This is a genomic window from Pseudoalteromonas sp. S3260, assembly GCF_005886925.1.
GTDB lineage: Bacteria > Pseudomonadota > Gammaproteobacteria > Enterobacterales > Alteromonadaceae > Pseudoalteromonas > Pseudoalteromonas tetraodonis.
In genome coordinates this window covers 1-25,857 of sequence record NZ_PNCV01000090.1, presented here as the reverse complement: position 1 = coordinate 25,857, position 25,857 = coordinate 1, and the positions used below count along the sequence as shown (strand labels likewise).

Here is a 25,857-nt window from a genome sequence, read left to right as displayed (position 1 = left end):
AAAAAAGCCCCGCATATGCGAGGCTTTGTATAAATGGTACCGACTAACCGAGTCGACGGATAACTTGAACAGACTACTGATTACAGTTTCTTTTTCTAGTTACATTGTAAATGGTGCCGACTAACCGAGTCGATGGGTAACTTGAACAGACTACTGATTACAGTTTCTTTTCCTAGTTACATTGTAAATGGTGCCGACTAACCGAGTCGAACGGTTGACCTACTGATTACAAGTCAGTTGCTCTACCAGCTGAGCTAAGTTGGCACACTAAACTATGTGCTAAGGCACGTTCAATCTATAAGATTGATAACTTAAAAACAAAAAAGCCTTGCATAAGCAAGACTTTAAAATAAATGGTGCCTCGACCCGGAATCGAACCAGGGACACGAGGATTTTCAATCCTCTGCTCTACCAACTGAGCTATCGAGGCACTTAAACAGTGCAATAGTTAAATTAACTATTTAAATAAATGGTGCCGACTAACCGAGTCGAACGGTTGACCTACTGATTACAAGTCAGTTGCTCTACCAGCTGAGCTAAGTCGGCACACTAAACTGTGTGCTAAGGCACTTTATCAATTTTAAAGATTGATAACTTTTAATAAATGGTGCCTCGACCCGGAATCGAACCAGGGACACGAGGATTTTCAATCCTCTGCTCTACCAACTGAGCTATCGAGGCACTTAAACAGTGCTCGTGAACTGCTTTAAGCAATTTCACTTTTATAAATGGTGCCGACTAACCGAGTCGAACGGTTGACCTACTGATTACAAGTCAGTTGCTCTACCAGCTGAGCTAAGTCGGCACACTAAACTGTGTGCTAAGGCACGCGTAATAATGTTTAATGTTATGATTTTAAACACTATTACTTTAATAATGGTGCCTCGACCCGGAATCGAACCAGGGACACGAGGATTTTCAATCCTCTGCTCTACCAACTGAGCTATCGAGGCACTTAAACAGTGCTAATTAAAAATCTCAACGGATTTTCAATACAATCCCCAGCTAGCTTTACTGACTGGCTATCTGGGCGTGCGGCGTATTAAACGAGTTTTGCCCCTACAAGTCAACTTTTTTTTTATTCTTTATAATCGTTTGAACGGTTTTCAAACAACTCGAGGCTATTTTCGTTAATACAGTGTATTTATCCAACAAAAGAGTTTAAAAAACGTAGTGAATTATTTTTTTTAGGTGTTACGATTGAATAATAACTTTCGGTACAGGCTTACCGTTTTAATAATAAGACCACAGGAAAACTCATGCAGAGTAAGCTCTCTTCAGCAATAAAAGGCCTACTACCTTTATTCTTAGTTAGTAACCTTATAATAACCGCATTATTTGTAGTCGCCTTTGCGCTTTATTCACAAGGCAATGCTGATAACAATGCATCTGCTCCAGCCTCTAGTGTATCGTTAACAAAACTTGCTGAACGTCTTGATCAGCCTTTAGCAGAAGCATTAACAATATACGGGCAAGACAAGGTCACACAATTACTCGATATCACCACCTTACTCAATGATGATTATAAATATACGCTCCACCGTTTTAATGCCAATAATCAAGCCGAGTTAGTTTATAGTAATAACAGTAAAGCAATTGCGCCTTTAGCTGTTAATAAACATATTAAAGAACAAAATACTCTTCATCATTTGATCTCATCAGAGGGACAGGTAATTGGAGAGCTTATTATTGAGCAAACACAGTCCTCAGTTACACCATCAAATCAACACTCACCACTAAATGCCTATTTTGTTGCCTTTGCTGCACTGGTAGTGCTGTTTGTATTAGCATTCATGTTGAATAAATACATTAACAAGCGATTACATAAAAATACTGATTCACTTACTCAAGAACTAAAAGAAATTACGCAAAATGATAACTATCAAAGCACCCTAAATGAGCAACTAGAGGGTGGTTTAGAAACGGTAGCTCAACAAGTTAATTTGTTACTCAAAAAGGTGAGTAAGGTTCAAGCTGACGATCAAGCGGCGAAAAAAGAATTAAAAAAATTACAAACAAGCCTTGAAACAGAAGTACAAAGCAGAACCTTTGAGTTAGAAAAACAAACGCAAAAAGCGCTAAAAGCCAGTGAAACTAAAACCACCTTTTTAGCCACTATGAGTCATGAAATAAGAACACCAATGAATGGCGTAATCGGTACCATTGATTTACTTCGTCAAACAGAGCTTGATGGTGCGCAGCAACGTTTAAGTACAATTATTCGTGAATCTGCATTCTCGTTACTCAGTATCTTAGATGATATTTTGGATTTTTCTAAAATTGAAGCAGGAAAGCTCAATATAGACCCGACTCCCTTCTCTGTTGCAGATACACTAGAAGAAGTCGCAAAGGTGTTATCGTCAGTTGCAAAAAATCGTCACCTAGAACTCGATTTATCAATTGCACCCGATATTCCTAGTAATCTTATGGGCGACTCAGTCAGGGTTCGCCAAGTACTTTATAACTTATGTAGCAATGCCATTAAATTTACCAGCACTAACGGCTCTACCCAAGGTAGGGTGAAAATATCGGTAGAAGTTGCACATAACACTGCCGATCATTTTACGCTACGTTTTTGCGTAAGTGATAATGGTAAAGGAATGACTCAGTCTCAATTAAGGAAAATATTCAGCCCGTTTACTCAAGCTGAAAGCTCAATTATCCGAGAATTTGGCGGTACAGGACTTGGGCTTTCAATTTGTAAAAGCTTAACCGAGCTAATGCTTGGTACAATAAATGTTACAAGCCATGAAGGGATTGGTAGTGAATTTACCGTTGAACTGCCTTTTTCAACGGCAGGTAAAACTGAATTTGCTCATAAAAATACACTCAATGGCAAACATGTTGTTGTTGTTAGTGATAATGCTGAACGCGGCAAGGTAATTTATCGTTACTTGTCATTCATGGGTGCCAAAATAACCTATGCCCATGAGCAAAAGGACATAGAAAATCATCAAGACACAAAGGATATTATTTGGGTTGTTGATGGTATTGACGACATGAGTAGCATTAGCACCTTGCTAAGAAGTTTACTTTACTCACTAGAAGATAATAATCAGCAAATGGTGGTATTAAGTAAGCTAGATGAAGCCGTTATTAATCATAAAAATATTTTTTATATTAATGCTTCACCACTGTGCAAATCTAACTTTATGCTTTCAATTTTGGTTGCGGCGGGCTTACATAAACCTAAGCAAATAAAAAAAGCTAAGAGCATGAATCATTACTTAAATTCAGAAGAAGCACTCGCTGCAAATAGGCTTGTTTTATTGGTAGAAGATAACTTACTAAACCAAGAGGTACTTACCGAGCAGTTACATATACTAGGGTATAGTGTGGAAGTAGCGAATAATGGTGAGGAAGGCATAGAGATGTGGCGTAAAAACAGCTATTCGCTCATCCTAACCGATTTACATATGCCGAAAATGTCTGGCTACGATATGGTTGAAAAGATTAGAGAAGAAGCGGCACTGTTAGAAGCAATCGATGCCCAACCTTATATTATTGCTGTAACAGCCAATGCCTTAAAAGGCGAAAGAGAGCGCTGTTTAGCTGTGGGAATTAATGACTTTATAACTAAACCGATTGAGTTAAATGCGCTTGAGGACATATTAAATCAATGGAGCGATTTAGATAATAAACAGCCAAAACAAATTAGCTCAGCTGAAAAGCCAGCCATGCCTATTAATATGGAATCTGCCAATAAATATATAAATGGCGATGATGCTAAAAAAATTCGCTTCTTTAAAATGTATTTAGAGCAAAGCCAAGAACAAATTAAATCAATCAACTTTGCGGTACTACAAAAGAGTCAAAGTGAAATTATAGCTGCCTGCCATCAATTGAAATCTATATCAAAAACAGTGGGGGCTAATATTGTGGCTGATTTAGCGCAGTCATTTGAGGATAAGTGTAAGACTGATGAAATCAATGCCGATGAGTTAATTGAGATGAGAGATGAGCTCGAAATTGAATATTCAAGAGCAGCACAATTTTTAAAAGAACAAATTAGAAACCACGATCAACAAGATGACTTGATTTAACTAAACTGTTCATAGGTATGCACAACAAAAAAGGGCTTTTATAGCCCTTTTTTAACGATTATTTTTCTACTGGCTTATAGCCTTCAATCTCGACCTCTTTACCTTCGAATAAAAAGCCAACCATTTGCTCTTCTAAAAAAGTACGATGCTCTGGGTCCATCATATTTAAATGCTTTTCGTTGATCAGCATCGTTTGTTTATGCTGCCACTGTCCCCATGCTTCTTTAGATATATTATTAAAAATCTTTTCGCCAATTTCACCAGGATAAAGTTGAAATCCAAGGCCTTCAGCTTCTTTTTGTAACTTTTGACAAAATACAGTACGTGCCATGATTTATTCTCTCTAACGCTAAATGCTGCTAGTTTAACCTATTGGGCTCATTTGTTTAACCAACTTTTTAGTCGGTGCAGCTAAACCCACCTCTATTGATTGATCAAGTGGATACCATATTAACTGCTTGTCGTTCACCACATCAGAAATTTGCTGAACATTGAGCACATGTGGGTTTATGGTTAGCTCAAAATGTGAGAACACATGGGTAAAAGGCGCTAATATCTCAAGCTCACTTTTTAGCCCTTGTTGTGCTAAAAAAGTGTCGAGCTCGCTGTGCTCATTAAATTCAAAAAATCCAAATAAGCCGCCCCAAATACCGCTATTTGGGCGCTTTTCCATGAGTACTTTGTCGTCATGTTTAATAATTAACTGATGACAACTTTTTTTAGGCACTGCTTTTTTAGGTTTAGAATGTGGAAACTCTTTAACCTTACTCGCATTAAAAGCACCACATTGTGTTTTTAACGGGCATGCTTCACAGTCAAAACGACTTCGTGAACAAAGGCTTGCCCCTAAATCCATCATAGCTTGATTAAACTCAGTCACATTATTTTTAGGGGTGAGTTGTTCACTTAAATGCCACAGCTGATTTTCTACCTTTTTGACACCATACCAACCTTCAACCATGAAAAATCGCGCAAGCACCCTTTTTACATTGCCATCAAGAATAGGATGATGCTGCCCCAACGATAAAGATAAAACAGCACCGGCAGTGGAGCGCCCTATTCCGGGTAAATCCATCACCTCTTCAAGTGTGCTGGGAAACTGGCCTTGATATTTGTCTCGCACTATTTTGGCCGTTTTATGCAAGTTGCGCGCGCGTGCATAGTAACCTAGACCAGTCCAGTGATGCAGAACCTGATCTTCATCAGCATTTGCTAAAGCAATAATATCGGGAAAGCTTTGCATAAACTTTTCGAAATAGGGAATAACAGTCACAACTTGAGTTTGCTGCAACATCACCTCAGACACCCACACTTTATAAGGCGTTTTAGCTAATTGCCATGGCAATGTTTTGCGCCCATGGAGATGATACCAATCAACTACTTGGTTAGAAAACCAATCAGACTGCTGCTTTTTTAAATCCAACATATTTACTTTTTTACTAATGCTCAATGGCGGCTCAGTCTATTGGAGTTGTTGAAAAGATCAAGCTATAACGCCCTAGAGCTTGTCAACCCCGCACGGGTCAGGGATAATACGCAACCATTTTTAAACACATTGTTTTGTCAGGCCAATAATATGAGTGAATCAAGTAACAACAACCTTGAGCAAGCTAAGCAAGAAGGTAAGTATATCCGCACTATTCGTAGTTTTGTAAAACGCGAAGGCCGATTAACCAAAGGCCAAGCCGCTGCAATCGAAAAATGCTGGCCAACAATGGGGCTTGAGCATAAAAACGGCCTGCTTGATTTAAACGCAGTATTTGGCAATGACAATGATGTAGTGTTAGAAATTGGCTTTGGTATGGGCAAGTCATTGGTTGAAATGGCAAAAAATGCACCACATCTTAACTTTATCGGTATAGAAGTACATCGCCCAGGCGTTGGCGCGTGCTTAATGGATGCCGACGAAGCAGGCGTTACTAATCTTCGTGTATTTGAACACGACGCCGTTGAAGTCCTTGCAGATTGTATAAGTGATGAAAGCTTATCGACCTTACAATTGTTCTTCCCTGATCCGTGGCACAAAAAGCGTCACCATAAGCGCCGTATTGTACAAACTGAGTTTGCAGAAAAGCTACGTTCTAAATTAAAAATTGGCGGCGTTTTTCATATGGCAACCGATTGGGAAAACTATGCAGAGCATATGCTTGAAGTAATGCAAGCAGCACCTGGTTACAAAAACCAATCAGAGACTAACGACTATGTACCTCGTCCTGATTTACGTCCGCTGACTAAATTTGAACAACGTGGCCATCGTTTAGGCCATGGCGTATGGGATTTAATGTTCGAACGTACTAAATAACCGTTAATTAAATAATCAAGTAAGGTAAAGCCATTTATGAGCGTATTAACCAATCCGAGCCTATTATTACTTCGCAACAGCGAGGAGCTAAAAGGTAAATCAATATTGGTGGTCAACTTTGTTCAAGATGGCTTTTTAAATGAGCTAAAAACGCTCAACCCACAAAGTAAAATAACGGCTTTTAGCTATAACCATGCAAATGGTGAATTTGCTAAAAACATATCGGGTATAAATGTAGAAGTTAATCACACGATTAGCGCCGGTGAATATGATTTAGTAATTCTTTATTACCCCAAGTCTAAGCCCGAGCTATTAATGGCATTAGACAACATACGCGCAGTGATATGTAAAGAAGCTGAGCTGCTAGTCGTTGGCGAAAACAAAAGCGGTGTAAAATCAATTGAAAAGCAACTCGCCGGTAAAACGGCGTTTAGTAATAAAATTGACTCTGCAAAACACTGCGTTTTATATTCATTTTCAGAAATAACCCTTAATTCAACATTTGATATTAGTACTTACCACAAAGAGTTTGTGGTAAACGTAAGTGATATTGGGTTTACTGCTGTAAGTATTCCTGGCGTGTTTAACCATGGCGGCCTTGATGCAGGCACTAAAATGCTACTAGAAAATGCACCAAATTTAAAACACGGTAACGTTCTTGATTTTGGTTGTGGCGCGGGGCTTATTGCTACGTTTTTAGGGCTAAAAAATCCGGCTCTTACATTTACATGTAGTGATGTAAGCGCACTAGCTGCCTATGCAACAACACAAACGCTTAAACTTAATAACGTTAATGGTGAAGCCTTACTGAGCGATGGTTTAAACAGCATTGCAGGTAAGTTTGATTTAATTATTAGTAACCCACCATTTCATACCGGTATTGCAACTGACTACACAGTGGCCGAATCGTTTTTAAATAATGCTAAACAGCACCTAACTAAAACAGGTAAGCTCACTATTGTTGCTAATAGCTTTTTAAAATATCCACCTATTTTAGAAGCCCAATTTGATAGTTATCAAACGGTGTTTAAAAATAATAAGTTTGCTGTATACAGTAGCTAAAACTTATTATTAATCCCCTATCAAAACATAAATATGCGGTATATTAGCCGCATATTTACTTTATGACGTAGGTTAACTAAGAATAAATAGTGTAATTAAGCTAATCTTTTTGCTTCACTTTTTCCTGTTTTTGCTAAACTAGTATTTATTACATTCACAATTGACACGGATGACCCTCTCGCAATGCCTAAAACTGTAGAGCAAAATAGCATTCGTAGCATATTGTTTAAAACCATCATGCTTATAACAGCCATCTGTTTGCTATTATCTCTTTCTATTTCTACTTACTTAAGTACACAAGAGCAAAAAAAGCAGCTGATTAGTAAACTTGTGCTGGTGTCAGAGATCATTGCCTTTGATGCAATGCCGTCATTACTAAATAAAAATAGACCTGCAGAAGAAAGGCGGTTAAAGCTTCTTCAACAAGTTTCATCGGTTACAAACTTACATATTTATGCGCTAGATGAGCAAACAAGAAAACCAGTATTTTTTACCAGTTTTAATGCCCGAAAATCGCCACCTGTACCAATCAAAACAGACAGTATTAACGACTTTATAGAACCCCAAGTAGGTGATGAGTTTATTGAGTACATTACTCCAATACTCAATAATGATCAGTTACTTGGTTATGTGTATATTAGGGGCAGCTTGGATAACTTAAATAAGCTTATCACTAAAAAAATTATAATTGATATTGCCATTATCGCTTTAATACTTATCTTCATCTCTTTGATTATTTTAAGGCTACAAAAAAGGATAGCCAGCCCAATAGAAAATTTAAGCTTGTTACTGCAAAACATAGCTAAAAATCATAACTACTACGCCCGGGCGCCTTTAACAAACTTAACTGAAATAACCCGGCTTTCTAATAGCTTAAATGTAATGCTGGCGCGAACACAAAGACAAATAGAGCGCCACGAAGAAGATAAAAAAGAAATTAAGCTACTAAACTCAAATCTTGAAGAAAAAGTAAGCCAACGAACCATCGCGCTCAGAGAAGCAAATAAAGAGTTGCTATCTACACTTGAAAAGATGCACCAATACCAAACTCAAATTGTCGAAAACAAAAAAATGGCTTCATTAGGGCAAATGGTGGCAGGTGTAGCTCATGAGGTAAATACCCCTATAGGGCTTGGGATCACCGGTTCTACTTTACTAAGGGATAAACTCGCGGAGCTACAAATTAACTTTCAAAATAAGTCATTGACTGCCAGTCAATTTGAGCAATTTACTAACGATGGCATTGAAAACTTAGACCTCATCTACAGTAGTTTAAACCGTGTCGCAGAGCTTATTTCTAACTTTAAAAAAGTGGCCGTGATCAAAGATGATGAAATCACTAGCACCGTTCACTTACAGCAGCTCATAAACGATACATTATTGTCTATGGGGCAAGAATTAAGAATAAAAAATCCTAAAGTTCTTATAAATTGTCCAGCAGATTTAACCGTTGAAAGTAAAAAAGGGCCACTGCAGCAAGTTTTCCATCAACTAATTTTAAACTCCCTACTACACGGATTTGTAGCTGGCGGTGACAATGTAGTGCAAATTGATATTGTGGCAACAAACACAAAAACACAAATTACCTACACCGACAACGGCCTAGGTGTAGAGAGCAACATAAGAGCGAAAATTTTTGACCCCTTTGTTACCTCAAAACGCGGTCAAGGAGCCAGTGGATTAGGCATGCATTTAGTTTACAACTTAGTGACCCAGGCTTTGGCTGGAGAAATTGTGTTAGATACTGAGTATCAATCAGGAGCACGATTTATTATTACGCTATTTTAAAAAGTGAAATAAATCCGTTGCCTGCTCTTGAATTACGACTTTATGACCATACTAAGACAGCACTCATTGAACAGTTGTATCATTAATGCTGTATTTTCACACAATTAATGAACTTAATTGTGTTTAACATATCACATACATTGATGAAAAATTGTAAAGTGATATAATTTCGTTTTGAATTAGTCTGATTATTTTAAGTATCTTTAGGTGGTTGATGGATGTATCAATTATTAAAGGGAAATGGCTTCGACTTTATAATTCAAATTATACATCCAACGTTAAGTATCAATTAAGCCGCGGTTTTTAATAATACGTCAAAGTAGGTTTGGGCGCGCAGCTGTTTTTATCTAATTTGTTTTTACTTGTTAACATTTAGATATAATCCTATAATTCTAGTAATCGGTTTTGATGATCACACCGATTTTAAAATAAAACACACTCCAAAAAGGTTAATTAAAAATGCAAACGCCAGTCATTCTGATCGTAGAGGATGAAGACGTAACTAGACTAAACCTCGTTAGTTTATTTGAAGCCGAAGGTTACAAAGTTATTGAAGCCATTGATGGCGATGATATGCATGATAAGCTTACAAATAACGATGACGTCAATCTTGTAGTTATGGACATCAACCTGCCAGGTAAAAACGGGCTTATTTTAGCTCGCGAATTACGCCAAAAACGCAAAGTTGGTCTTATTTTCTTAACAGGCCGTGACAACGATGTAGACCGTATTTTAGGTCTTGAAATTGGTGCTGATGACTATATTACTAAGCCTTTCAACCCGCGTGAATTAACTATTCGTGCTCGTAACTTAATTACGCGTACTGCATTAGGTGGTGAAGAGTCTGCTATTGAAACAAATGGCATGATCACCTTTAACGGTTGGGAACTTGACGAAAACAGTCGTTGCCTTACTTCTCCAAGCGGAGACGCGAAACGTCTACCTAAAGGCGAATACAGAGCACTGCGTTTAATGCTTGACTCTCCGGGTCGTATATTTAGCCGTGAGCAACTAATTAAACACATGACTGGCCGAGAGCTCCGCGCTAACGACCGTACGGTTGACGTAACAATTCGTCGTATCCGCAAACACTTTGAAAGCGACAACTCAACATCTGAGTTAATCAGCACCATCCATGGTGAAGGTTACCGTTTCATTGGTAAAATCGACAGCTAATTAGTTATTACTCTAATTGCTGTAAAAATAAATGAAGGGCCTGTTGTCCTTCATTTATTTTATCTGTTAACTCCTCAAGCCACACAGCTAACACTTCGTCACTTTGCTCCAGCGCCCCATGCTCCATTTGCTTTGCATGCAACTGAACATCATTAAGACCCACCGAACCAGCGGCACCTTTTAATTTGTGCGCAACCGATTTGTACTCTTCTCTATCAGCAGCGTTTAACGAAGCTAATAGCTCTTGTTGGTACTGCGGATTTAGCTTTGCGAACAACTGGCTACTGCGTTTAAATACTTCAACGCCCATCGAATTTACAAAGTCTTCAATGGTTTCAACATCCAACAAGTCAGTATTAATTTGATTTAATAACGCTTGATTGACCACTCGTTGAGGAGCCTCGGTTTCCGCTTGCTTAATGCCAAAGAGTTCAGCGAGCATATTATCTAACTTGCTTGTGTTTATTGGTTTAGCTAGTGCGCCTTGAATAGATATACCCTCAAGCTCTTCTTCAGCACTGCGAACATTGGCCGTTAATGCTACTATTGGTAGCTGATCAAAATGACTTTGAGCGCGAATTTGTCTTGCCACTTCGTCACCATTAATATCAGGCAACTGCATATCAAGTAATACTAAATCTAAGTCATCTTCAGTTTCGACAAACGATAAAGCATCTTCACCCGTTTCAGCCCACAGCACTTCGTGTCCACGTTGCTCTAGTAGGTTAGTAGCAATTTCAGCATTAAGTGGCACATCCTCCACTAATAAAATATATAAGCTACGCCCAACATAACTATGTTCGGTAGGAGCACTACATAAATTCAGCGGAATTTGTACCGTAAAGCAGCTGCCCTCTCCTGGGGTACTATTAACCGTTATTGTACCTTTCATTGCGCTTACTAACGCTTTGGTGACAGCTAAGCCAATACCTGAACCAATGGCATTGGTGCCTTTAAGATCTGGCGCTTTATAGTACATGTCAAAAATGCGTGTTAGTTGCTCTTGTGGAATGCCTTCACCGGTATCGAGTATTTTAATAATAAGCCAAGGGCCATCTTCACGGTTTTCTCTGGCACAATCTAAGATTACGCTCCCTTGTTGAGTAAACTTAACAGCGTTATTAATTAAGTTCCACACCACTTGGCGTAAACGAGTCGGGTCAAGCAAAGCATATATGTCAAGCATGCCAGAACGCTTCACTTCAAAAGAAAGCTCTTTTTGCTCAGCAATAAGGCCTGCAAAGTTAACCACATCATTGATAAAGTCCGAAACATTAATTTCGTTGGCGGCAATATCTAACTGCTCACGGTCAATTTTATCTAAATCTATAATATCGTTGAATATGTTACCTAGCGTTTCGGCGCTTGAAAACACGGTATTACACCAACTGCGTTGCTGTTTGTTTAATTCGGTATCCAGTAGCATGCGCGTTAAGCCCACAATACCATTAAGCGGTGTGCGTAACTCATGGCTTAATGTGGCAATAAATTTCCCTTTATCTTTATAAGCTGTTTCTAGTGCCTGCGCAGCTTCTTTACGACTGGTAATATCACGGCCAAACGCAAGTAAACCAATGTAATCCCCTTGTTCATTAATAAAGGGAAGTTTACGCAATTCAAACCACCTAATTTCACCGTTTACTGAGTACTCCACATCTATAGTTAAACCTTGGTGCGTACGCTCAACCTGCTCATCGGTTCTGAGTACTTCTGATAAAAAGTGGCTTGGGAATATTTCTTCTGCGGCTTTACCAATAAGTTCGCCACTGGTTTTGCCCATTACCTCTTCAAACATTTTATTACAACCGGCAAACACCCCGTTGTTATCGCGGTAATAAAATAAATCCGGCGAGGAGTCTACTATTGAGCGCAGTAACATGCCTTGCTGTGCGAGTTCTTGTTGTGTTTTTTTACGCTCTGCAATTTCACGCCTGAGCTCTTCTATTGCTCGATGTTTGGCATGAAAAGCCATTTTACGTTCGTCAATTTCAATATTTAAGCGGTTAATATTGTCTTTGAGGGTTTGATTTAAAAGCTTCTCTTGTTTTGTGGCACTATCTAAATAAGCATAAGAGGCATCAAGTTGCCGAATAGAGTTTAATAATATGCTGATAACTAAAGGGGAAACAACCGAGGTAAAAAATACTACGGCCAGTATATCAACCAAGTTTACTTCGCCTATGGCGACGTAATAAAACATACTTGATAAAACCAGCGATATTGTCAGTAATAATGCATAGCAAATAGCTGCAGTTTTAAACTCACCAAAACGAGTTATTGAACTGGAAAGAACTCGAACCCACGGGTTCAAAGAAGAATCAGTCATATATCAGTTTTTCTCTTAGCTAAATGCTTAGGGTCTGTTGACCTTTCAAGGTTAAAGGCTAATTTTAGCATTTTCTACCAGCTATTTTCATGTTGTGCGACAAAAACAATAAAATTTCATGTTTGGTGTTATTTGCTGCATTTCAGCAACCCTTTATTTAGTGTAAAATGCGGCGTTTTAAATATTGCAAATAACGAGTAACGTATCATGCAAAAAACTATGCCAGATATTGCTAACACGGCTGCCGCATTACAAACAGGTAAATTAGACTGGGTAGGTATGGGCGATATAGAGCTGCCTTTTATTTTTGAATCTCTTGATTTAGCTCCAGTTACCGTTAATGCAAAAGCACGCGCCTTTGTTAATTTACACAAAGAAGATGCTAAAGGCATTCATATGTCGCGACTATTTTTAGCGTTGGATCACCTCTCAACTGAGCAACAGGTCAATCCACAAACCTTAGCACAAGCCTTAGATACCTTTATCACCAGTCATGAAGGCTTAAGTGATAAAGCACACATTGAATTTAAATTTGAATTGCCGCTACGCCGTAAGTCATTACTTAGTGGTAAAGCAGGTTGGAAAAGCTATCCCATTGTACTTACCAGCACTATAAATCAAGGCGTTATTAGTTTTGAGCTCAGCGTTGATGTGACTTATTCATCAACTTGCCCCTGTTCTGCAGCACTGGCTCGCCAATTAATTCAAAACGCATTCAGCGAAAAGTTTTCTCAAGAAACACTCACTCAATCAGAAGTTTTAGAGTGGCTTGGAACAACTCAAGGCATTGTAGCAACCCCGCATTCACAGCGTTCAATTGCTAATGTTAAAGTTAAATTAGCAAATAACATTGAACAGTTTGATGTGGTTAACTTAATAAACTTACTAGAAGATGAGCTAAAAACACCAGTACAAGCTGCGGTAAAACGTGAAGACGAACAAGAGTTTGCTCGCTTAAACGGTCAAAATTTAATGTTTTGTGAAGACGCAGCACGAAAAATTAAAACGACGTTAGAGTCAAAAGAGTTTACCGATTACTTCCTGCAAATTAACCATTATGAGTCTTTACATGCTCATGATGCAGTTGCGATTGCCGTAAAAGGTATTGAAGGCGGCTATAAAGCATAATAGTGCTCATCCCCATTCGTTAATAAAACAACCATAACAACTATTTGGGCACATAAATTGCTTTAGATAAGCAGTGTCAATTTGTTGTTATGGAGTTACCGTATGGAATTCGCTTTATTATTAATATTAGTGCTAGTTGTTGGGGCATCTGTCGTTGCGTCAAAATTTAATGATGACGGCGGAAACCCTTATCCTTTTACTCGTAAGCAAAGTGTATTTACCCAAGTAGAAGGGGCGTTTCTGAATTTATTAGAGCGCGCTGTTGGCGATCAATATAAAATTGTTAGTCGCGTAAAACTAATCGATGTGATTGACTGTAAACAAGGCCTGTCTGTTAAATCTAAACGTGCGGCAATGGCTAAAGCAAAAAATAAGCAGCTCGACTTTGTTTTAGTAGATAAAGAAAAAATGACCATAGTGGCTGCGGTTGACTTAGTTAATAACGCCAATAAAGATGGCCACAAAGCACAGCGCGACTGGTTTGTTAATGGCGCATTGGAAGCCGCAGGTATTCCACATATTCGTATGAAAGTGAAGGCAGGCTACCGCCCAAGCGAAGTACGCGATGCAATTATGTTTAAATTAGGTAAGCCAGCGGCATCTAAACCTTCACGACCTACGCGTGCTAGAGTTCATAAACCGGCGGTATTGTCTCCTTCTCAAGCAAAGGCACAATCAACAGCCCTTGCTGAAATATAATCAATAAGTTTATAAAGTGCGGGCTTTTTAAGCTCGCATTTTTGTTTGTTTTACCCCACGTTATTTTTTGCAGTATAATCACCGTATTCAAACTCAGGAATTTAACACTATGAATGTTGGTATTATTGGCGCAATGGAGCCAGAAGTTAAAATTTTGCGCGAGGCGATGCAAAATCCACAAGTTTTAACCAAGGCTGGTTTTACTTTTTACACAGGCGAGCTTGCAGGCAATACCGTCACTTTAGTGCAATCAGGTATAGGTAAAGTCGCTTCGACAATCGCAACCACATTACTTATCGATAACTTCAATCCAGATTGTGTTATTAACACAGGCTCTGCCGGTGGATTCGACCCATCACTAAACGTTGGCGATGTAGTAATTTCATCTGAAGTACGTCATCACGATGTTGATGTAACAGCGTTTGGTTACGAAATTGGCCAAGTACCACAAATGCCAGCAGGTTTTACTGCTCACCCTAAACTTGTAGAAGCAGCCGAGCAAACAATTGCACAAATTAGTGAAGTAAAAACCCTTGTTGGTTTAATTTGCACTGGCGACTCGTTTATGTGCGACCCTGTTCGTATTGAAAAAGCACGCAGTGACTTCCCTACAATGCTAGCAGTAGAGATGGAAGGTGCATCAATTGCGCAAACGTGTTTTGCACTTAATACACCATTTGTTGTTATTCGCTCAATGTCTGATATTGCAGGCAAAGAGTCGCCGCAATCATTTGAAGAATACTTAGAAACAGCCTCTATAAATTCATCAAAAATGGTCGTAGCTTTACTTGAGAAATTAACGGCGGTTACGCTGTAAATGCTCAATAATATTGTTCAAAATCATTTGGACTTTATTGTATTTATTTGTGCGCTCCTTGCTGAGCGCTTTTTACCTTTAGTAAGTTGGTATCACCCTAACCACATACTCTCTGCTATTTTTAGCGCTATAAGCCAGCGTATTTATAAAAAAACAGACACCAAGCAATATCATTATTTAGCAGCCTCAATGGCAAGTACGCTTATACTTAGTACTGTGCTTATTATTGTAGTTTTACTGCTTCAGCTTGCCTTTTACCCCGAGCTGTTATCAGGTCTTATTTTATATTTATGCCTAGAAAACAGTAGCCTGAATAAAAAAGCGATACGCATAGCTAGGCTAGTCAAAAAAAATCAAAAATCGACAGCACGCGAATTATTAAAGCCACTAGTAGCCCGTGAAGTTAATGCACTTTCAAGCCCCGGGATCATTAAAGCCATTATGGAAAGTGTCATACTTAGAACGGCGCGTCATTACTTTGTGGTAATTTTCATATTTTTAGTATTGGGCCCCGTCGCCGCTCTCGCCTATCGTTTAATCACTTTAATTCAACAGGCGTGGCGAAGTGATATAGCCCCTAATAGCTCTTTTTTGATGCCGCTTAAACTGATTCTTTTTATTGTTGAGTACATTCCCATACGTTTACTCGCGCTGACAATTGCCTCACTAAAGACCAGTAAAAAAAGCATACATTATATTAAGCATTATGGCCGACACTTCTATCAAACCAATACAGGCTGGTTACTTAGTGTATGTTCTGCATCTTTGGGGGTACAACTTGGTGGGCCTGCTATTTATAATACACAGCGTTTTAATAAAATGCGTGTCGGTGTAGAGCGTCTTCCCAACGCCGATGACGTACCACAACTACTCAATACATTTAACCAAACTCGCTTTTTTTGGCTTCTGATTATTATTAGCGTTGAAGTTATTAAGGCTGTTCTCGTTTTTAAGTTCGCATAAAAAAACCAGCCGTAGCTGGTTTTTTTATAATGTCCGAAGTTTTAAGCTACGGTGATATTTGCAAATTTGCGTTTACCTACTTGATAAATAGCCGTTGTGCCTTTTGCAATTTCCAATTTGGTATCGGTAATTTTGTCTTCGCCGTTAAGCTTTACTGCGCCTTGTTTGATCATACGCATGGCCTCTGAAGTACTCGCCACTAAGCCAGCTTCTTTTAGCAAGTTAGCAATTAGAATAGTGTCTTCATCAATGATAACTGTCAGCTCTGGAATTTCATCAGGTAGTGCTTTTTTCTGAAAGCGCTGAATAAAGTCATCATTAGCAGCTTGCGCATCGGCTTCGCTATGGAAACGTGCAATTAACTCTTTCGCTAATTCAATCTTAATATCGCGCGGGTTAGTGCCTTGCTCTACACGCTGTTTTTGCGCTGCAATTTGCTCAATAGAAAGGCTACTTAGCAAATCGTAGTAACGCCACATTAGTACATCACTAATTGACATGATTTTACCAAACATGTCGCTAGGCGTATCAGTAATACCTATGTAGTTTCCTAGTGACTTTGACATTTTCTGAACGCCATCAGTCCCTTCAAGTAAAGGCATCATTAGTACGGTTTGAGGTTTTTGACCTTCATCTTTTTGCAGCTCACGACCCATTAATAGGTTAAAACGCTGATCGGTGCCGCCTAGCTCAACATCTGACTCAAGTGCAACTGAATCCCAACCCTGTACTAGTGGATATAAAAACTCATGGATTGCGATAGATTGACCGCCAGCATAGCGCTTTTTAAAATCATCACGCTCAAGCATACGCGCCACAGTTTGGCGCGCGGCTAATTTTATCATCCCCGCAGCGCCCAACTTCTCCATCCACGTAGAGTTAAAAGCAACAGTTGTTTTAGCTGGGTCTAAAATTTTGAAAACCTGTTCTTTATAGGTTTCGGCGTTAGCAAGCACATCATCACGTGTAAGTGGTTTACGGGTCACATTTTTGCCCGTTGGATCACCAATCATACCGGTAAAATCACCAATTAAAAAAATAACCTCATGACCTAAATCTTGAAAGGTTTTCATTTTATTAATGAGTACAGTGTGACCTAGGTGTAAATCTGGAGCCGTAGGATCAAAACCAGCTTTAATTTTTAGCTTTTTCCCCGACTTTAATTTTTCAACCAACTCATCTTCAATTAATATCTCTTCTGCACCGCGTTTTATCTCTGCTAGAGCGGTTTGTAAATCCACTGTGTGTTACTCCAAAAAATTCTGACAACGAAGGGGTGTAATATGCTCACGGTTTATTGCTAGCGCGTTATCACAAAACAAATAAAACTATTTAGCTAACATAACAAATTTCCACCTAATTAGAACAACTTTTTTAACTAATCGCAGCACCAACTAAAATGCAGGGTGTACGTTCTAAAAGGGGATATAAACGAGCGATTAATAATACGCCAAAAGTGTTTATCACAAACTAAAAACAGTTTACAAATTAATCACTTCTCGTAATTAAACCGTTTTATAAGCTAATTTAATATTATGATGAAAAAGCAAAGTATCCAAGAATATAAAATAGTGTAACAGTTCAACTTTAAACACAAACAGCCTGAATACCCTATGATTTTAGCCTAATTTAACTCGAGTTTAAATCTACAAAATACTAGTATTCACAGATTATTCGTTATATCCTGCAATATAACCTATTTATTATCTTGACAGCAGAAAAAGGCACGTTATGGTTCACGTGGTTAACACGCTCCCCAAAAAACACAAAATGCTTATTCTAGGTTTGGTTTCTGCTATTGTTGCCTTAGCCTTTCTTCCTTCTGAAAAAGCCACTGCATCCAAAGACAATAGTGAAAACACACTAGAAATTGGTAAGCGCTATGAATTACAAATTAAAGTAGGTGAGAACGAAAAACTCACTGACCTAAATTCCGAGCAGGCAGCACAAAAACTTCCAGAATATGATTTTGTCGATCACCAAGTTAAAAATGGTGACAACTTAGCGATTATTTTTAAGCGCGCTGGTTTTTCTGCACAAACGCTGCATAAACTTGTAAACACCAACGCTGAAACACGTAAGCTAACTAAAATTCACCCAGGTGAAACGTTAAGCTTTGCTACCGCCGAAGACGGTTCATTAGCTCAATTACGCTACGTTATTTCTAAAACGGATACGCTATTCGTCACACTTAATGACGAAGGCCAATACGACACCTCAATTGACAGCAAAGAAATAGAGACATTGAGCAAAACAGCCGGTGGGGAAATTTCAAGTAGCTTTTGGACCTCTGCAATTGCAGCAGGTTTAAGTGAACGCCAAATCATGAACTTTGCCGATATATTTGGTTGGGACGTCGATTTTGCAAACGACATTCGCAAGGGTGATGAATTTGGCTTAATTTATGAGTCTCATTTTGTTGACGGTGAGTTTATTGGCACCGGTAAAATTATTGCCGCTGAATTTATAAACCAAGGTGAGCGTTACACCGCTATTCGTCACACAGACGGTAACTTTTACACCCCTGAAGGCCGCAGTATGAAAAAAGCCTTTTTGCGTGCGCCTGTTAATTTCAAATATATTAGTTCAAGCTTTAACCCTCGCCGCCTACACCCAGTTACAGGACAAGTGAAAGCACATCGCGGCATTGATTACGCTGCACGCACAGGCACGCCAGTTGTATCATCGGGTAATGGTAAAGTAATTAAAGCAGGCTATAGCAAATATAATGGTAATTACGTATTTATTAGCCATGGTACTCAATATGTTACTAAGTACTTACACCTTAACAAGCGCCTAGTCAGAACAGGGCAAAAGGTAAAACAGGGAGAAAAAATAGGTACTGTTGGCTCAACTGGTCGTGTAACCGGTGCGCATTTACATTATGAGTTTTTGGTTAACGGCGTTCACCGTAACCCTAAAACCGTAAAACTACCTAAGTCTGAACCATTACCTCGTTCAGAGCTTGCTAAATTTAAGCCTATTGCTGATAACTTTATCGCACAACTAGAGCGTAATCGTGAGCTACAACTAGCACTTAGATAAACACTTCACTGATTAAATAAAAAAGCCTTTGTTGGGGTTACCCGCAAAGGCTTTTTTGTGTGTGATATTTAAGTTTCAATCTTAATTTACAAGTACATAAATTAGCTGCACAACCAAAGATATCATGACTAATGGCCAAATATACTTGCTGTATTTGGTAGCACCCTCTAGCCCCATTTTACTTTGGTACTTTTCTAGCAAAGGAATAATGATCACCAAAGCAATCACTAAGCTAATTAAAATGACAAATATATTCATATCAACACCTTTGTATTATACCAATTCGTTTAAATAATATTGAAACGGGTATTAACTTACGGCAAAGCGCAGCCTTTCGCGCTAATATATAACTCATACCAATGCTCTCGACTTAAATTAATATTAATTGCATCACTCGATGCTTTAATACGATCTACATTAGTTGTGCCTATAATTGGCTGAATCGATGCAGGATGGCGAAGTAGCCATGCCAATACAATAGCTTCTGCACTTGTGCCATATAAAACGGCAAGCTTACTAACTAAAATACTCGTGTTTACATCCGCTTGTGACGCTTTTGATAGGTCACCGCCTGAGTATAAACCTTGGCACAAACTGCCCCAACTCTGAATTTGAATATCATGCTCACGACAATACTCAACACACCCTGGGGTAAAGTTAATATCTTTGCCATCGGCATTACCCACATAAATGCCCTCATCAACCCACTGATGTTTTTGTAAACTGGCCTCTATTTGATTTGCCACAATTGGCATATCTAAAGCGCGCTGCAAAAACCTTATTTGATGTTGAGACATATTAGAAACTGCAAAATGACGCACTTTGCCACTTTCTTTTAAACAGCTAAATATTTGCGCAACTTCCTCCACCTCCATTAATGGATCAGGGCGATGCAACATAAGCACATCTAAGTAGTCGGTATTTAATCGTTTAAGTGAGCCCTCAACAGAACGCTCAATCCAATCAGCAGAAAAATCATAACGCTGCGGGTTTTTCTCATCAGCAAAGCGAATACCACACTTAGACTGAATATACATTTGTTCTCTAAGCTCAGGACGCTCAGCCAACGCTTTACCAAAAACGTGCTCAGCTTTGCCTAAGGTATAAATATCAGCGTGATCAAAAAAGTTAATCCCGCTTTCAAATGCTGCGTCTATGCATGAATGAGCTTGCTTTAAGTGCCCACTGTTGATGGCGTCTTTATTCCAAGCACCACCTAAACCCATACAACCAAATACAAGCTTACTAACCTTGGGTAAATATTTTGCCAGCGGAGTGTGTAACATTTGACAGCCCTTTTAAAAAATGAAGAGTGATTACTTTAAACAAAAAACCCTATACAAGAAACCGCTTAATCTAAAACATTAAATTTTAGGCAAAAAAAAGCGCAGTAAACTGCGCTAATGGTTGGATTAAATATTACTAGCCAACAAGTGCTAATAAAATACCTGCAGCAACAGCACTTCCCAGTACGCCAGCTACATTAGGCCCCATGGCATGCATCAGTAAAAAGTTGTGCGGGTTATTTTCAAGACCGACTTTATTAACTACACGAGCCGCCATAGGAACAGCCGATACACCCGCTGCACCAATTAATGGATTAATTGGGGTTTTTGATATTTTATTTAAGCCTTTTGCCATAAATACACCTGAGGTCGTACCAATAGCAAACGCCATTGCGCCCAGCACTAAAATACCAATGGTTTCCACTGTTAAGAACTGCTCGGCAGCAAGCTTAGAGCCTACCGCTAGTCCTAGAAATATGGTGGTTATATTAATAATTTCGTTTTGAGCACTGTTACTTAGCCTATCGACCACACCCGACTCACGCATTAAGTTACCCAAACAAAACATACCAACCAGTGGAATGGCGGCTGGTAAAAAGAGCGCAGTTAAAGTAAGTACCATCAGCGGAAAAATAATTTTTTCCTTTTTTGATACTTTACGTAGTTCTGGCATTTGAATTTTACGCTCTTCAGGCGTTGTAAACGCACGCATGATAGGTGGCTGAATAATAGGAACCAACGCCATGTACGAGTACGCAGCCACTGCTATAGCACCTAATAAATCAGGTGCCAGCTTTGACGCTAAAAAGATAGCGGTTGGCCCATCAGCGCCACCAATAATGGCAATTGCTGACGCATCTTGTAAACTAAACTCAAACCCTGGAATAAAGTTAAGTAAAATAGCCCCAAATAAGGTAGCAAAAATACCAAACTGCGCCGCAGCACCTAATAACAACATACGCGGATTTGCAATTAAGGCACTAAAGTCAGTGAGCGCGCCCACTCCCATAAATATTAATAACGGAAAAATTCCGGTATCAATACCTACATAGTAAACATAATAAAGTAAGCCACCAGGGTCAGATAAGCCCGCCACAGGAATATTAGTTAAAATAGCCCCAAAACCAATGGGCAGTAATAGTAGCGGCTCAAAGTTTTTAACTATAGCTAAAAATAATAACAAACAACCAACGGCAATCATGATCAGCCCAGGAAATGTAAAGTTAGCAATGCCTGTGGCATGCCAGAGGTTTAAAATACCATCCATCCTCTAATTACTCCTTAAGCTAATGCAATCATTGCATCGCCGGTTGACACTGAATCACCTTCAGAGACAAGCACGTCTGCAATTGTACCGGTATGCATGGCGCGTACTTCGGTTTCCATTTTCATGGCTTCCATAATAATCACCACATCACCTTCATTTACTACCTGACCTGGCTTTACTTTAATTTTAAAGATATTACCGGCAAGTGGCGCATTAAGAGTTTCACCTGAAGCAACTGATGCCGACTGTGGAATATGCTCAGAGTCTTTTAGCGTCACCTCTTTAAGCTCACCGCCCTGAGCAACCACGACATCGTATACTTTACCATCTACTTTAACGCTGTATTGCTCAGCCTTAACGCCTTTATTGTTTGCCGCTGATTTTTCAGGTGCTTTATTGGAGCTATCATCAGCGCTAGGAACAGGTTCAAATGCATCAGGGTTATTGCGGTTTTTAATAAACTTCAAACCAATTTGTGGGAATAAGGCATACGTGAGCACATCATCAATTTGCTCATCAGCAAGCGTTAAGCCTTGCTCTTGCGCAAGCTTACTTAATTCAGCCTCAAGCGTTTCAAGTTCAGGTTTGATCACATCTGCAGGGCGACAGGTAATTGCTTCGCTGCCATCAAGTACACGCTCTTGTAACTCTTTATTCATAGGAGCAGGTGTTGAACCATACTCACCTTTTAATACGCCAGCGGTTTCTTTGGTGATGGTTTTATAGCGCTCGCCAGTAAGCACATTAAGTACTGCCTGAGTACCAACAATTTGCGAGGTCGGTGTAACTAATGGAATAAAGCCCAAATCCTCACGCACCCGTGGAATTTCAAGTAATACTTCGTTTAGTTTATCAGCAGCGCCTTGCTCTTTAAGCTGATTTTCCATGTTAGTTAACATACCACCTGGCACTTGGGCTAATAAAATTCGGCCATCAACACCTTTTAAACTGCCTTCAAACGCAGCGTACTTTTTACGTACGTCTCTAAAGTAAGCTGCAATTTCTTCAAGGTGGTTTAAATCAAGCCCAGTATCACGCTCAGTACCTTCCACGATTGCAGCAATTGTTTCAGTTGCTGAATGACCATAAGTCATACTCATAGACGATACAGCCGTATCGAGCATATCAATACCGGCATCAATCGCTTTTTGATACGTTGCGGTACTTAAACCCGTTGTTGCATGACATTGCATGGCAATAGGAATTGAAACCGTTTCTTTTAAGCCTTTAATCAGTTTTTCTGCATCGTAAGGCTTAAGCAATCCCGCCATATCTTTAATACAAATTGAATGACAACCTAATTCTTCAAGCTGCTTAGCAAGTGTTAGCCACATATCCAATGTGTGTACTGGGCTTACCGTGTAAGAAATCGTACCTTGGGCATGCGCGCCTACTTTAACCGCCGCTTTTATGGCAGTTTCTAAGTTACGTACATCATTCATGGCATCAAAAATACGAAATACGTCTACGCCATTTTTGTGTGCGCGCTCAACAAACTTTTCAACAACGTCATCAGCATAATGGCGATACCCCAATAAGTTTTGACCGCGAAGTAACATTTGCTGGGGTGTATTTGGCATCGCCTTTTTAAGCGCGCGAATACGCTCCCAAGGATCTTCGCCTAAATAACGAATACATGAGTCAAAGGTAGCCCCACCCCAAGACTCTATAGACCAATAACCTGCGTCATCAATTTTTTTTGCAATAGGTAACATGTCGTCTAATCGCATGCGGGTAGCTAAAAGCGACTGATGTGCGTCACGAAGTACGAGTTCTGTTATTTTTAATTTAGCCATTGGTATGCTCCTCTAATTATTATTTGTTTTGTACTGAGCAATGGCAGCACTAATTGCAGCGATGTGCTCATTTGGCACACCTTGAGATTTAAAAGATGGTGTTCTCTGTGATACTTCAAGTTCTGGCTGAGAAAATTTGCTAGCCAGCTTAGACATAACTGTCACTGCACCAATCAATAAAGAAAGAAATACAAACACACCCACCATACCGGTTAGCATTAAATTGCCTGCAGTTGTGAGCAAAGCCCCTATATCCATAATTCTCCCCTGTTCAAAACTGAATACATAAAAAGTCGATTTATTTAAATAAATATTCACCAATAGTAACAAAAACTATTCTTTTGTCTACACATTGTAAATTGGTAAAACCAATTAATCTAAAAGTAACATATCAACAATAAGGTTAACACCACCTAAAATAGCTTATTTAACCTATATATATAGATGTTAAAAATGTTCGTTATAAACAAAGAATATATAAAAACCCTAATATTCTGTAAAAATACATAAAAATATACCTAATGAGCTAATCCACTAAAAACTGCCAAAGCAAATGTTAATTGGTCTTACCAAAATGACGAATGTAAAAACTATTTATTATCTCATCAGACACCACTGTGAATAAGTTACAGATAAAACCGTAAAAATTACCAACCTAATATAAAGCCAAACTCAAAAAATAAATTAAACCATTGATTTAAAACAAAATAAAATATTGGCATATTACTCGCTTATATAAAAACAACACTTTAACACTTAGATAAATCAAGGAGATGACAATGTTACGCTGGACAATTACATTTTTGGTGATCGCACTAATCGCAGCCGTTTTAGGATTTGGTGGTATTGCAGGAGCCGCAGCAGGAATTGCTAAGATCATATTTTTTATCTTTTTAGTTTTACTGGTTATTTCACTTGTCTCTGGCGCTTTACGTGGTAAAAGCCCCAGGTAGATAAGAAACAACGAACTTTTTTAAATTTATATACAAGGAATTACATTATGAAATCATCAACACTTAAAGCAGCAGCTATTGGCCTATTCGCAAGTGCATTTATTATGGGTTGTGAAGACAATCATGCAGAAGAAGCCGGTGAACGCATCGACGAGGCCGTGACAGATGTTCAAAATAAAGTAGAAGATGCCTGTGAAGAAGTAAAAGAAGGTGTCAACGCTGAAGAAACAAATTGCTAATTCAGCCCCCTTTTTAAAAAGCGACCATTCGGTCGCTTTTTTGTGTTAAGTATTAGTCGCCAAGTTGCTACCCATTAATTATAAACTCTGAACTATTAATTCTTTTTAAGCTGCGCATTTACCACATAGCTTGCTAAAATGATAAAAAATAGCTTTTAAGTATAGATGCATGGTATTTACGACAACCTATAAACTCGATAAACCTTACTTTTATGAATGCTTCGACCAATCGCTGCCTTATAGTAAACGCGCGCAACCTAAATATTTTTTATTAGCACTGCTTGTTGTATTGGGATTATTTGGTATTTATGGTTTAGGAGATCATTACCTAGGTACATTTTTGCTGATGCTAGCCCTACTCGAATGCATCGCCTTTTACTATCGCCGCCCATGGTGGGTTACCAGGCAAATGCTAAGCAGAGCGTCTGGTTCTGAAGTCACTCTCACCTTCGACGAAGACGGAATAAAATCAACCAATCATTACAAAAATTACCAGTTAGCCTGGCACGACATTAACGAAATTATTACTACAGATTGTGGACTATTGTTAAAAAGTAAAAGCGGTATGCAATACATTTCTAAGGCAATACTCGACGAAGAAACGATTGATTTTATAAGTAAAAGATCCACCTTCTAAAGAAGGTGGCTTTGAATTAGCCCCCTAAAAGGGGGCGTTGTTTACTCCAGAGTTAACTGAGCTTGCTCTTGTCTCTCCTCCTTCTGCTGATGCCTGACATATCTTCGTACTATTTCTTCGTTTATGCCTACCGTATCAACAAAGTATCCTCGCTGCCAAAAATGATTACCCCATAGCTTGTTCTTTCTTAAGTACGGATATTTACAAAACATTTTTAACGCTATTTTACCTTTCAATGCGCCCATTAACTTTGAAATTGACAGATTTGGCGGCACTTTTACTACTAAGTGTACGTGATCTATTTGTACATTCAGCTCAACAACTTTGCAC

General features: G+C 38.9%; 23 protein-coding genes and 6 tRNA genes. 13 read left to right on the top strand and 16 right to left on the bottom strand.

Translation table 11 applies throughout. The features are described from left to right. Nucleotides 1–188: 188 nt before the first annotated feature. From CWC14_RS14800 to CWC14_RS14775, 6 genes are all read right to left on the bottom strand, one after another. Nucleotides 189–264: transfer RNA gene (locus tag CWC14_RS14800), tRNA-Thr, on the bottom strand. A gap of 90 nt (nucleotides 265–354) precedes the next feature. Next, nucleotides 355–430 (bottom strand) — tRNA-Phe (locus CWC14_RS14795). 40 nt (nucleotides 431–470) lie between these two features. Continuing rightward, nucleotides 471–546, bottom strand: a tRNA-Thr gene (locus tag CWC14_RS14790). A 59-nt stretch (nucleotides 547–605) separates the two neighbouring features. Continuing rightward, nucleotides 606–681: transfer RNA gene (locus CWC14_RS14785), tRNA-Phe, on the bottom strand. Between the two features lie 48 nt (nucleotides 682–729). Next, nucleotides 730–805: transfer RNA gene (locus tag CWC14_RS14780), tRNA-Thr, on the bottom strand. A 72-nt stretch (nucleotides 806–877) separates the two neighbouring features. Beyond that, nucleotides 878–953, bottom strand: a tRNA-Phe gene (locus CWC14_RS14775). Between the two features lie 306 nt (nucleotides 954–1,259). On the opposite strand from CWC14_RS14775, the gene CWC14_RS14770 reads away from it, so the two are divergent. Beyond that, complete coding sequence (locus CWC14_RS14770) at nucleotides 1,260–4,043, top strand: ATP-binding protein (RefSeq protein WP_138563608.1); 2,784 nt, start codon at nucleotides 1,260–1,262, stop codon at nucleotides 4,041–4,043. 58 nt (nucleotides 4,044–4,101) lie between these two features. On the opposite strand, the gene CWC14_RS14765 is transcribed toward CWC14_RS14770, so the two are convergent. Together CWC14_RS14765 and mutY are read right to left on the bottom strand one after the other, a co-directional pair. Beyond that, nucleotides 4,102–4,374, bottom strand: coding sequence for an oxidative damage protection protein (locus CWC14_RS14765; protein ID WP_013464143.1), 273 nt, complete (start codon nucleotides 4,372–4,374; stop codon nucleotides 4,102–4,104). 33 nt (nucleotides 4,375–4,407) lie between these two features. Further along, nucleotides 4,408–5,469, bottom strand: coding sequence for an A/G-specific adenine glycosylase (gene mutY / locus CWC14_RS14760; RefSeq protein ID WP_138563606.1), 1,062 nt, complete (start codon nucleotides 5,467–5,469; stop codon nucleotides 4,408–4,410). A 150-nt stretch (nucleotides 5,470–5,619) separates the two neighbouring features. On the opposite strand from mutY, the gene trmB reads away from it, so the two are divergent. The 4 genes from trmB (at nucleotide 5,620) to arcA (ending at nucleotide 10,371) form a co-directional block, all read left to right on the top strand. Then, nucleotides 5,620–6,345, top strand: coding sequence for a tRNA (guanosine(46)-N7)-methyltransferase TrmB (gene trmB / locus CWC14_RS14755; RefSeq protein WP_024601262.1), 726 nt, complete (start codon nucleotides 5,620–5,622; stop codon nucleotides 6,343–6,345). 36 nt (nucleotides 6,346–6,381) lie between these two features. After that, nucleotides 6,382–7,407, top strand: a complete 1,026-nt coding sequence (locus tag CWC14_RS14750) for a methyltransferase (RefSeq protein WP_138563604.1) — start codon at nucleotides 6,382–6,384, stop codon at nucleotides 7,405–7,407. A 183-nt stretch (nucleotides 7,408–7,590) separates the two neighbouring features. After that, nucleotides 7,591–9,195, top strand: coding sequence for an ATP-binding protein (locus CWC14_RS14745; protein ID WP_033102601.1), 1,605 nt, complete (start codon nucleotides 7,591–7,593; stop codon nucleotides 9,193–9,195). A 459-nt stretch (nucleotides 9,196–9,654) separates the two neighbouring features. After that, on the top strand, nucleotides 9,655–10,371 hold the full coding sequence (gene arcA / locus CWC14_RS14740) for a two-component system response regulator ArcA (protein WP_138563602.1): 717 nt from the start codon (nucleotides 9,655–9,657) through the stop codon (nucleotides 10,369–10,371). Between the two features lie 7 nt (nucleotides 10,372–10,378). On the opposite strand, the gene arcB is transcribed toward arcA, so the two are convergent. Continuing rightward, nucleotides 10,379–12,697, bottom strand: a complete 2,319-nt coding sequence (gene arcB / locus CWC14_RS14735) for an aerobic respiration two-component sensor histidine kinase ArcB (protein ID WP_138563600.1) — start codon at nucleotides 12,695–12,697, stop codon at nucleotides 10,379–10,381. Nucleotides 12,698–12,904: 207 nt separating this feature from the next. Here arcB and folE2 point away from each other — a divergent pair, with 207 nt between their 5' ends. The 4 genes from folE2 to CWC14_RS14715 all read left to right on the top strand — a co-directional run bounded on the left by folE2 (nucleotide 12,905) and on the right by CWC14_RS14715 (nucleotide 16,304). Next, nucleotides 12,905–13,825: a GTP cyclohydrolase FolE2 gene (folE2, locus tag CWC14_RS14730; RefSeq protein ID WP_138563598.1), complete on the top strand. Its 921-nt coding sequence runs from the start codon at nucleotides 12,905–12,907 to the stop codon at nucleotides 13,823–13,825. Nucleotides 13,826–13,927: 102 nt separating this feature from the next. After that, complete coding sequence (locus CWC14_RS14725; RefSeq protein WP_013464137.1) at nucleotides 13,928–14,524, top strand: DUF2726 domain-containing protein; 597 nt, start codon at nucleotides 13,928–13,930, stop codon at nucleotides 14,522–14,524. Between the two features lie 109 nt (nucleotides 14,525–14,633). Then, entirely contained in the window at nucleotides 14,634–15,341 is a 708-nt protein-coding gene (gene mtnN, locus CWC14_RS14720) for a 5'-methylthioadenosine/S-adenosylhomocysteine nucleosidase (RefSeq protein WP_016900621.1), read from the top strand. Continuing rightward, complete coding sequence (locus CWC14_RS14715) at nucleotides 15,342–16,304, top strand: cobalamin biosynthesis protein CobD/CbiB (protein WP_138563596.1); 963 nt, start codon at nucleotides 15,342–15,344, stop codon at nucleotides 16,302–16,304. A 41-nt stretch (nucleotides 16,305–16,345) separates the two neighbouring features. On the opposite strand, the gene tyrS is transcribed toward CWC14_RS14715, so the two are convergent. Further along, the gene (tyrS, locus tag CWC14_RS14710; RefSeq protein WP_076922082.1) at nucleotides 16,346–17,545 is read right to left on the bottom strand and encodes a tyrosine--tRNA ligase; all 1,200 of its coding nucleotides are present in this window, start codon (nucleotides 17,543–17,545) and stop codon (nucleotides 16,346–16,348) included. Between the two features lie 490 nt (nucleotides 17,546–18,035). Here tyrS and CWC14_RS14705 point away from each other — a divergent pair, with 490 nt between their 5' ends. Further along, nucleotides 18,036–19,349 carry a peptidoglycan DD-metalloendopeptidase family protein gene (locus CWC14_RS14705; protein ID WP_013464133.1) on the top strand — a complete coding sequence of 438 codons (1,314 nt, stop codon included), beginning with the start codon at nucleotides 18,036–18,038 and terminating at the stop codon, nucleotides 19,347–19,349. An 81-nt stretch (nucleotides 19,350–19,430) separates the two neighbouring features. On the opposite strand, the gene CWC14_RS19200 is transcribed toward CWC14_RS14705, so the two are convergent. From CWC14_RS19200 to CWC14_RS14685, 5 genes are all read right to left on the bottom strand, one after another. Next, nucleotides 19,431–19,607: a hypothetical protein gene (locus CWC14_RS19200; protein ID WP_013464132.1), complete on the bottom strand. Its 177-nt coding sequence runs from the start codon at nucleotides 19,605–19,607 to the stop codon at nucleotides 19,431–19,433. A 56-nt stretch (nucleotides 19,608–19,663) separates the two neighbouring features. Then, nucleotides 19,664–20,635 (bottom strand): aldo/keto reductase, encoded by a 972-nt coding sequence (locus tag CWC14_RS14700; RefSeq protein ID WP_016900618.1) that lies wholly within the window; start codon nucleotides 20,633–20,635, stop codon nucleotides 19,664–19,666. A gap of 136 nt (nucleotides 20,636–20,771) precedes the next feature. Continuing rightward, nucleotides 20,772–21,902: a sodium ion-translocating decarboxylase subunit beta gene (locus CWC14_RS14695; protein WP_138563594.1), complete on the bottom strand. Its 1,131-nt coding sequence runs from the start codon at nucleotides 21,900–21,902 to the stop codon at nucleotides 20,772–20,774. 14 nt (nucleotides 21,903–21,916) lie between these two features. Next, complete coding sequence (oadA, locus tag CWC14_RS14690) at nucleotides 21,917–23,698, bottom strand: sodium-extruding oxaloacetate decarboxylase subunit alpha (protein WP_016900617.1); 1,782 nt, start codon at nucleotides 23,696–23,698, stop codon at nucleotides 21,917–21,919. A gap of 12 nt (nucleotides 23,699–23,710) precedes the next feature. Continuing rightward, entirely contained in the window at nucleotides 23,711–23,956 is a 246-nt protein-coding gene (locus CWC14_RS14685; protein ID WP_013464128.1) for an OadG family protein, read from the bottom strand. A gap of 521 nt (nucleotides 23,957–24,477) precedes the next feature. Between CWC14_RS14685 and CWC14_RS14680 the strand changes: the two genes are divergently transcribed. The 3 genes from CWC14_RS14680 (at nucleotide 24,478) to CWC14_RS14670 (ending at nucleotide 25,527) form a co-directional block, all read left to right on the top strand. Further along, complete coding sequence (locus CWC14_RS14680) at nucleotides 24,478–24,651, top strand: DUF1328 domain-containing protein (protein ID WP_002961939.1); 174 nt, start codon at nucleotides 24,478–24,480, stop codon at nucleotides 24,649–24,651. 47 nt (nucleotides 24,652–24,698) lie between these two features. Further along, nucleotides 24,699–24,890, top strand: a complete 192-nt coding sequence (locus CWC14_RS14675) for a hypothetical protein (RefSeq protein ID WP_013464127.1) — start codon at nucleotides 24,699–24,701, stop codon at nucleotides 24,888–24,890. A gap of 169 nt (nucleotides 24,891–25,059) precedes the next feature. After that, entirely contained in the window at nucleotides 25,060–25,527 is a 468-nt protein-coding gene (locus tag CWC14_RS14670) for a YcxB family protein (RefSeq protein ID WP_138563592.1), read from the top strand. A gap of 41 nt (nucleotides 25,528–25,568) precedes the next feature. Here CWC14_RS14670 and tnpA read toward each other — a convergent pair. Beyond that, nucleotides 25,569–25,857: IS200/IS605 family transposase (gene tnpA / locus CWC14_RS14665; RefSeq protein WP_138563590.1), on the bottom strand; the 289-nt coding region annotated here is incomplete at its 5' end.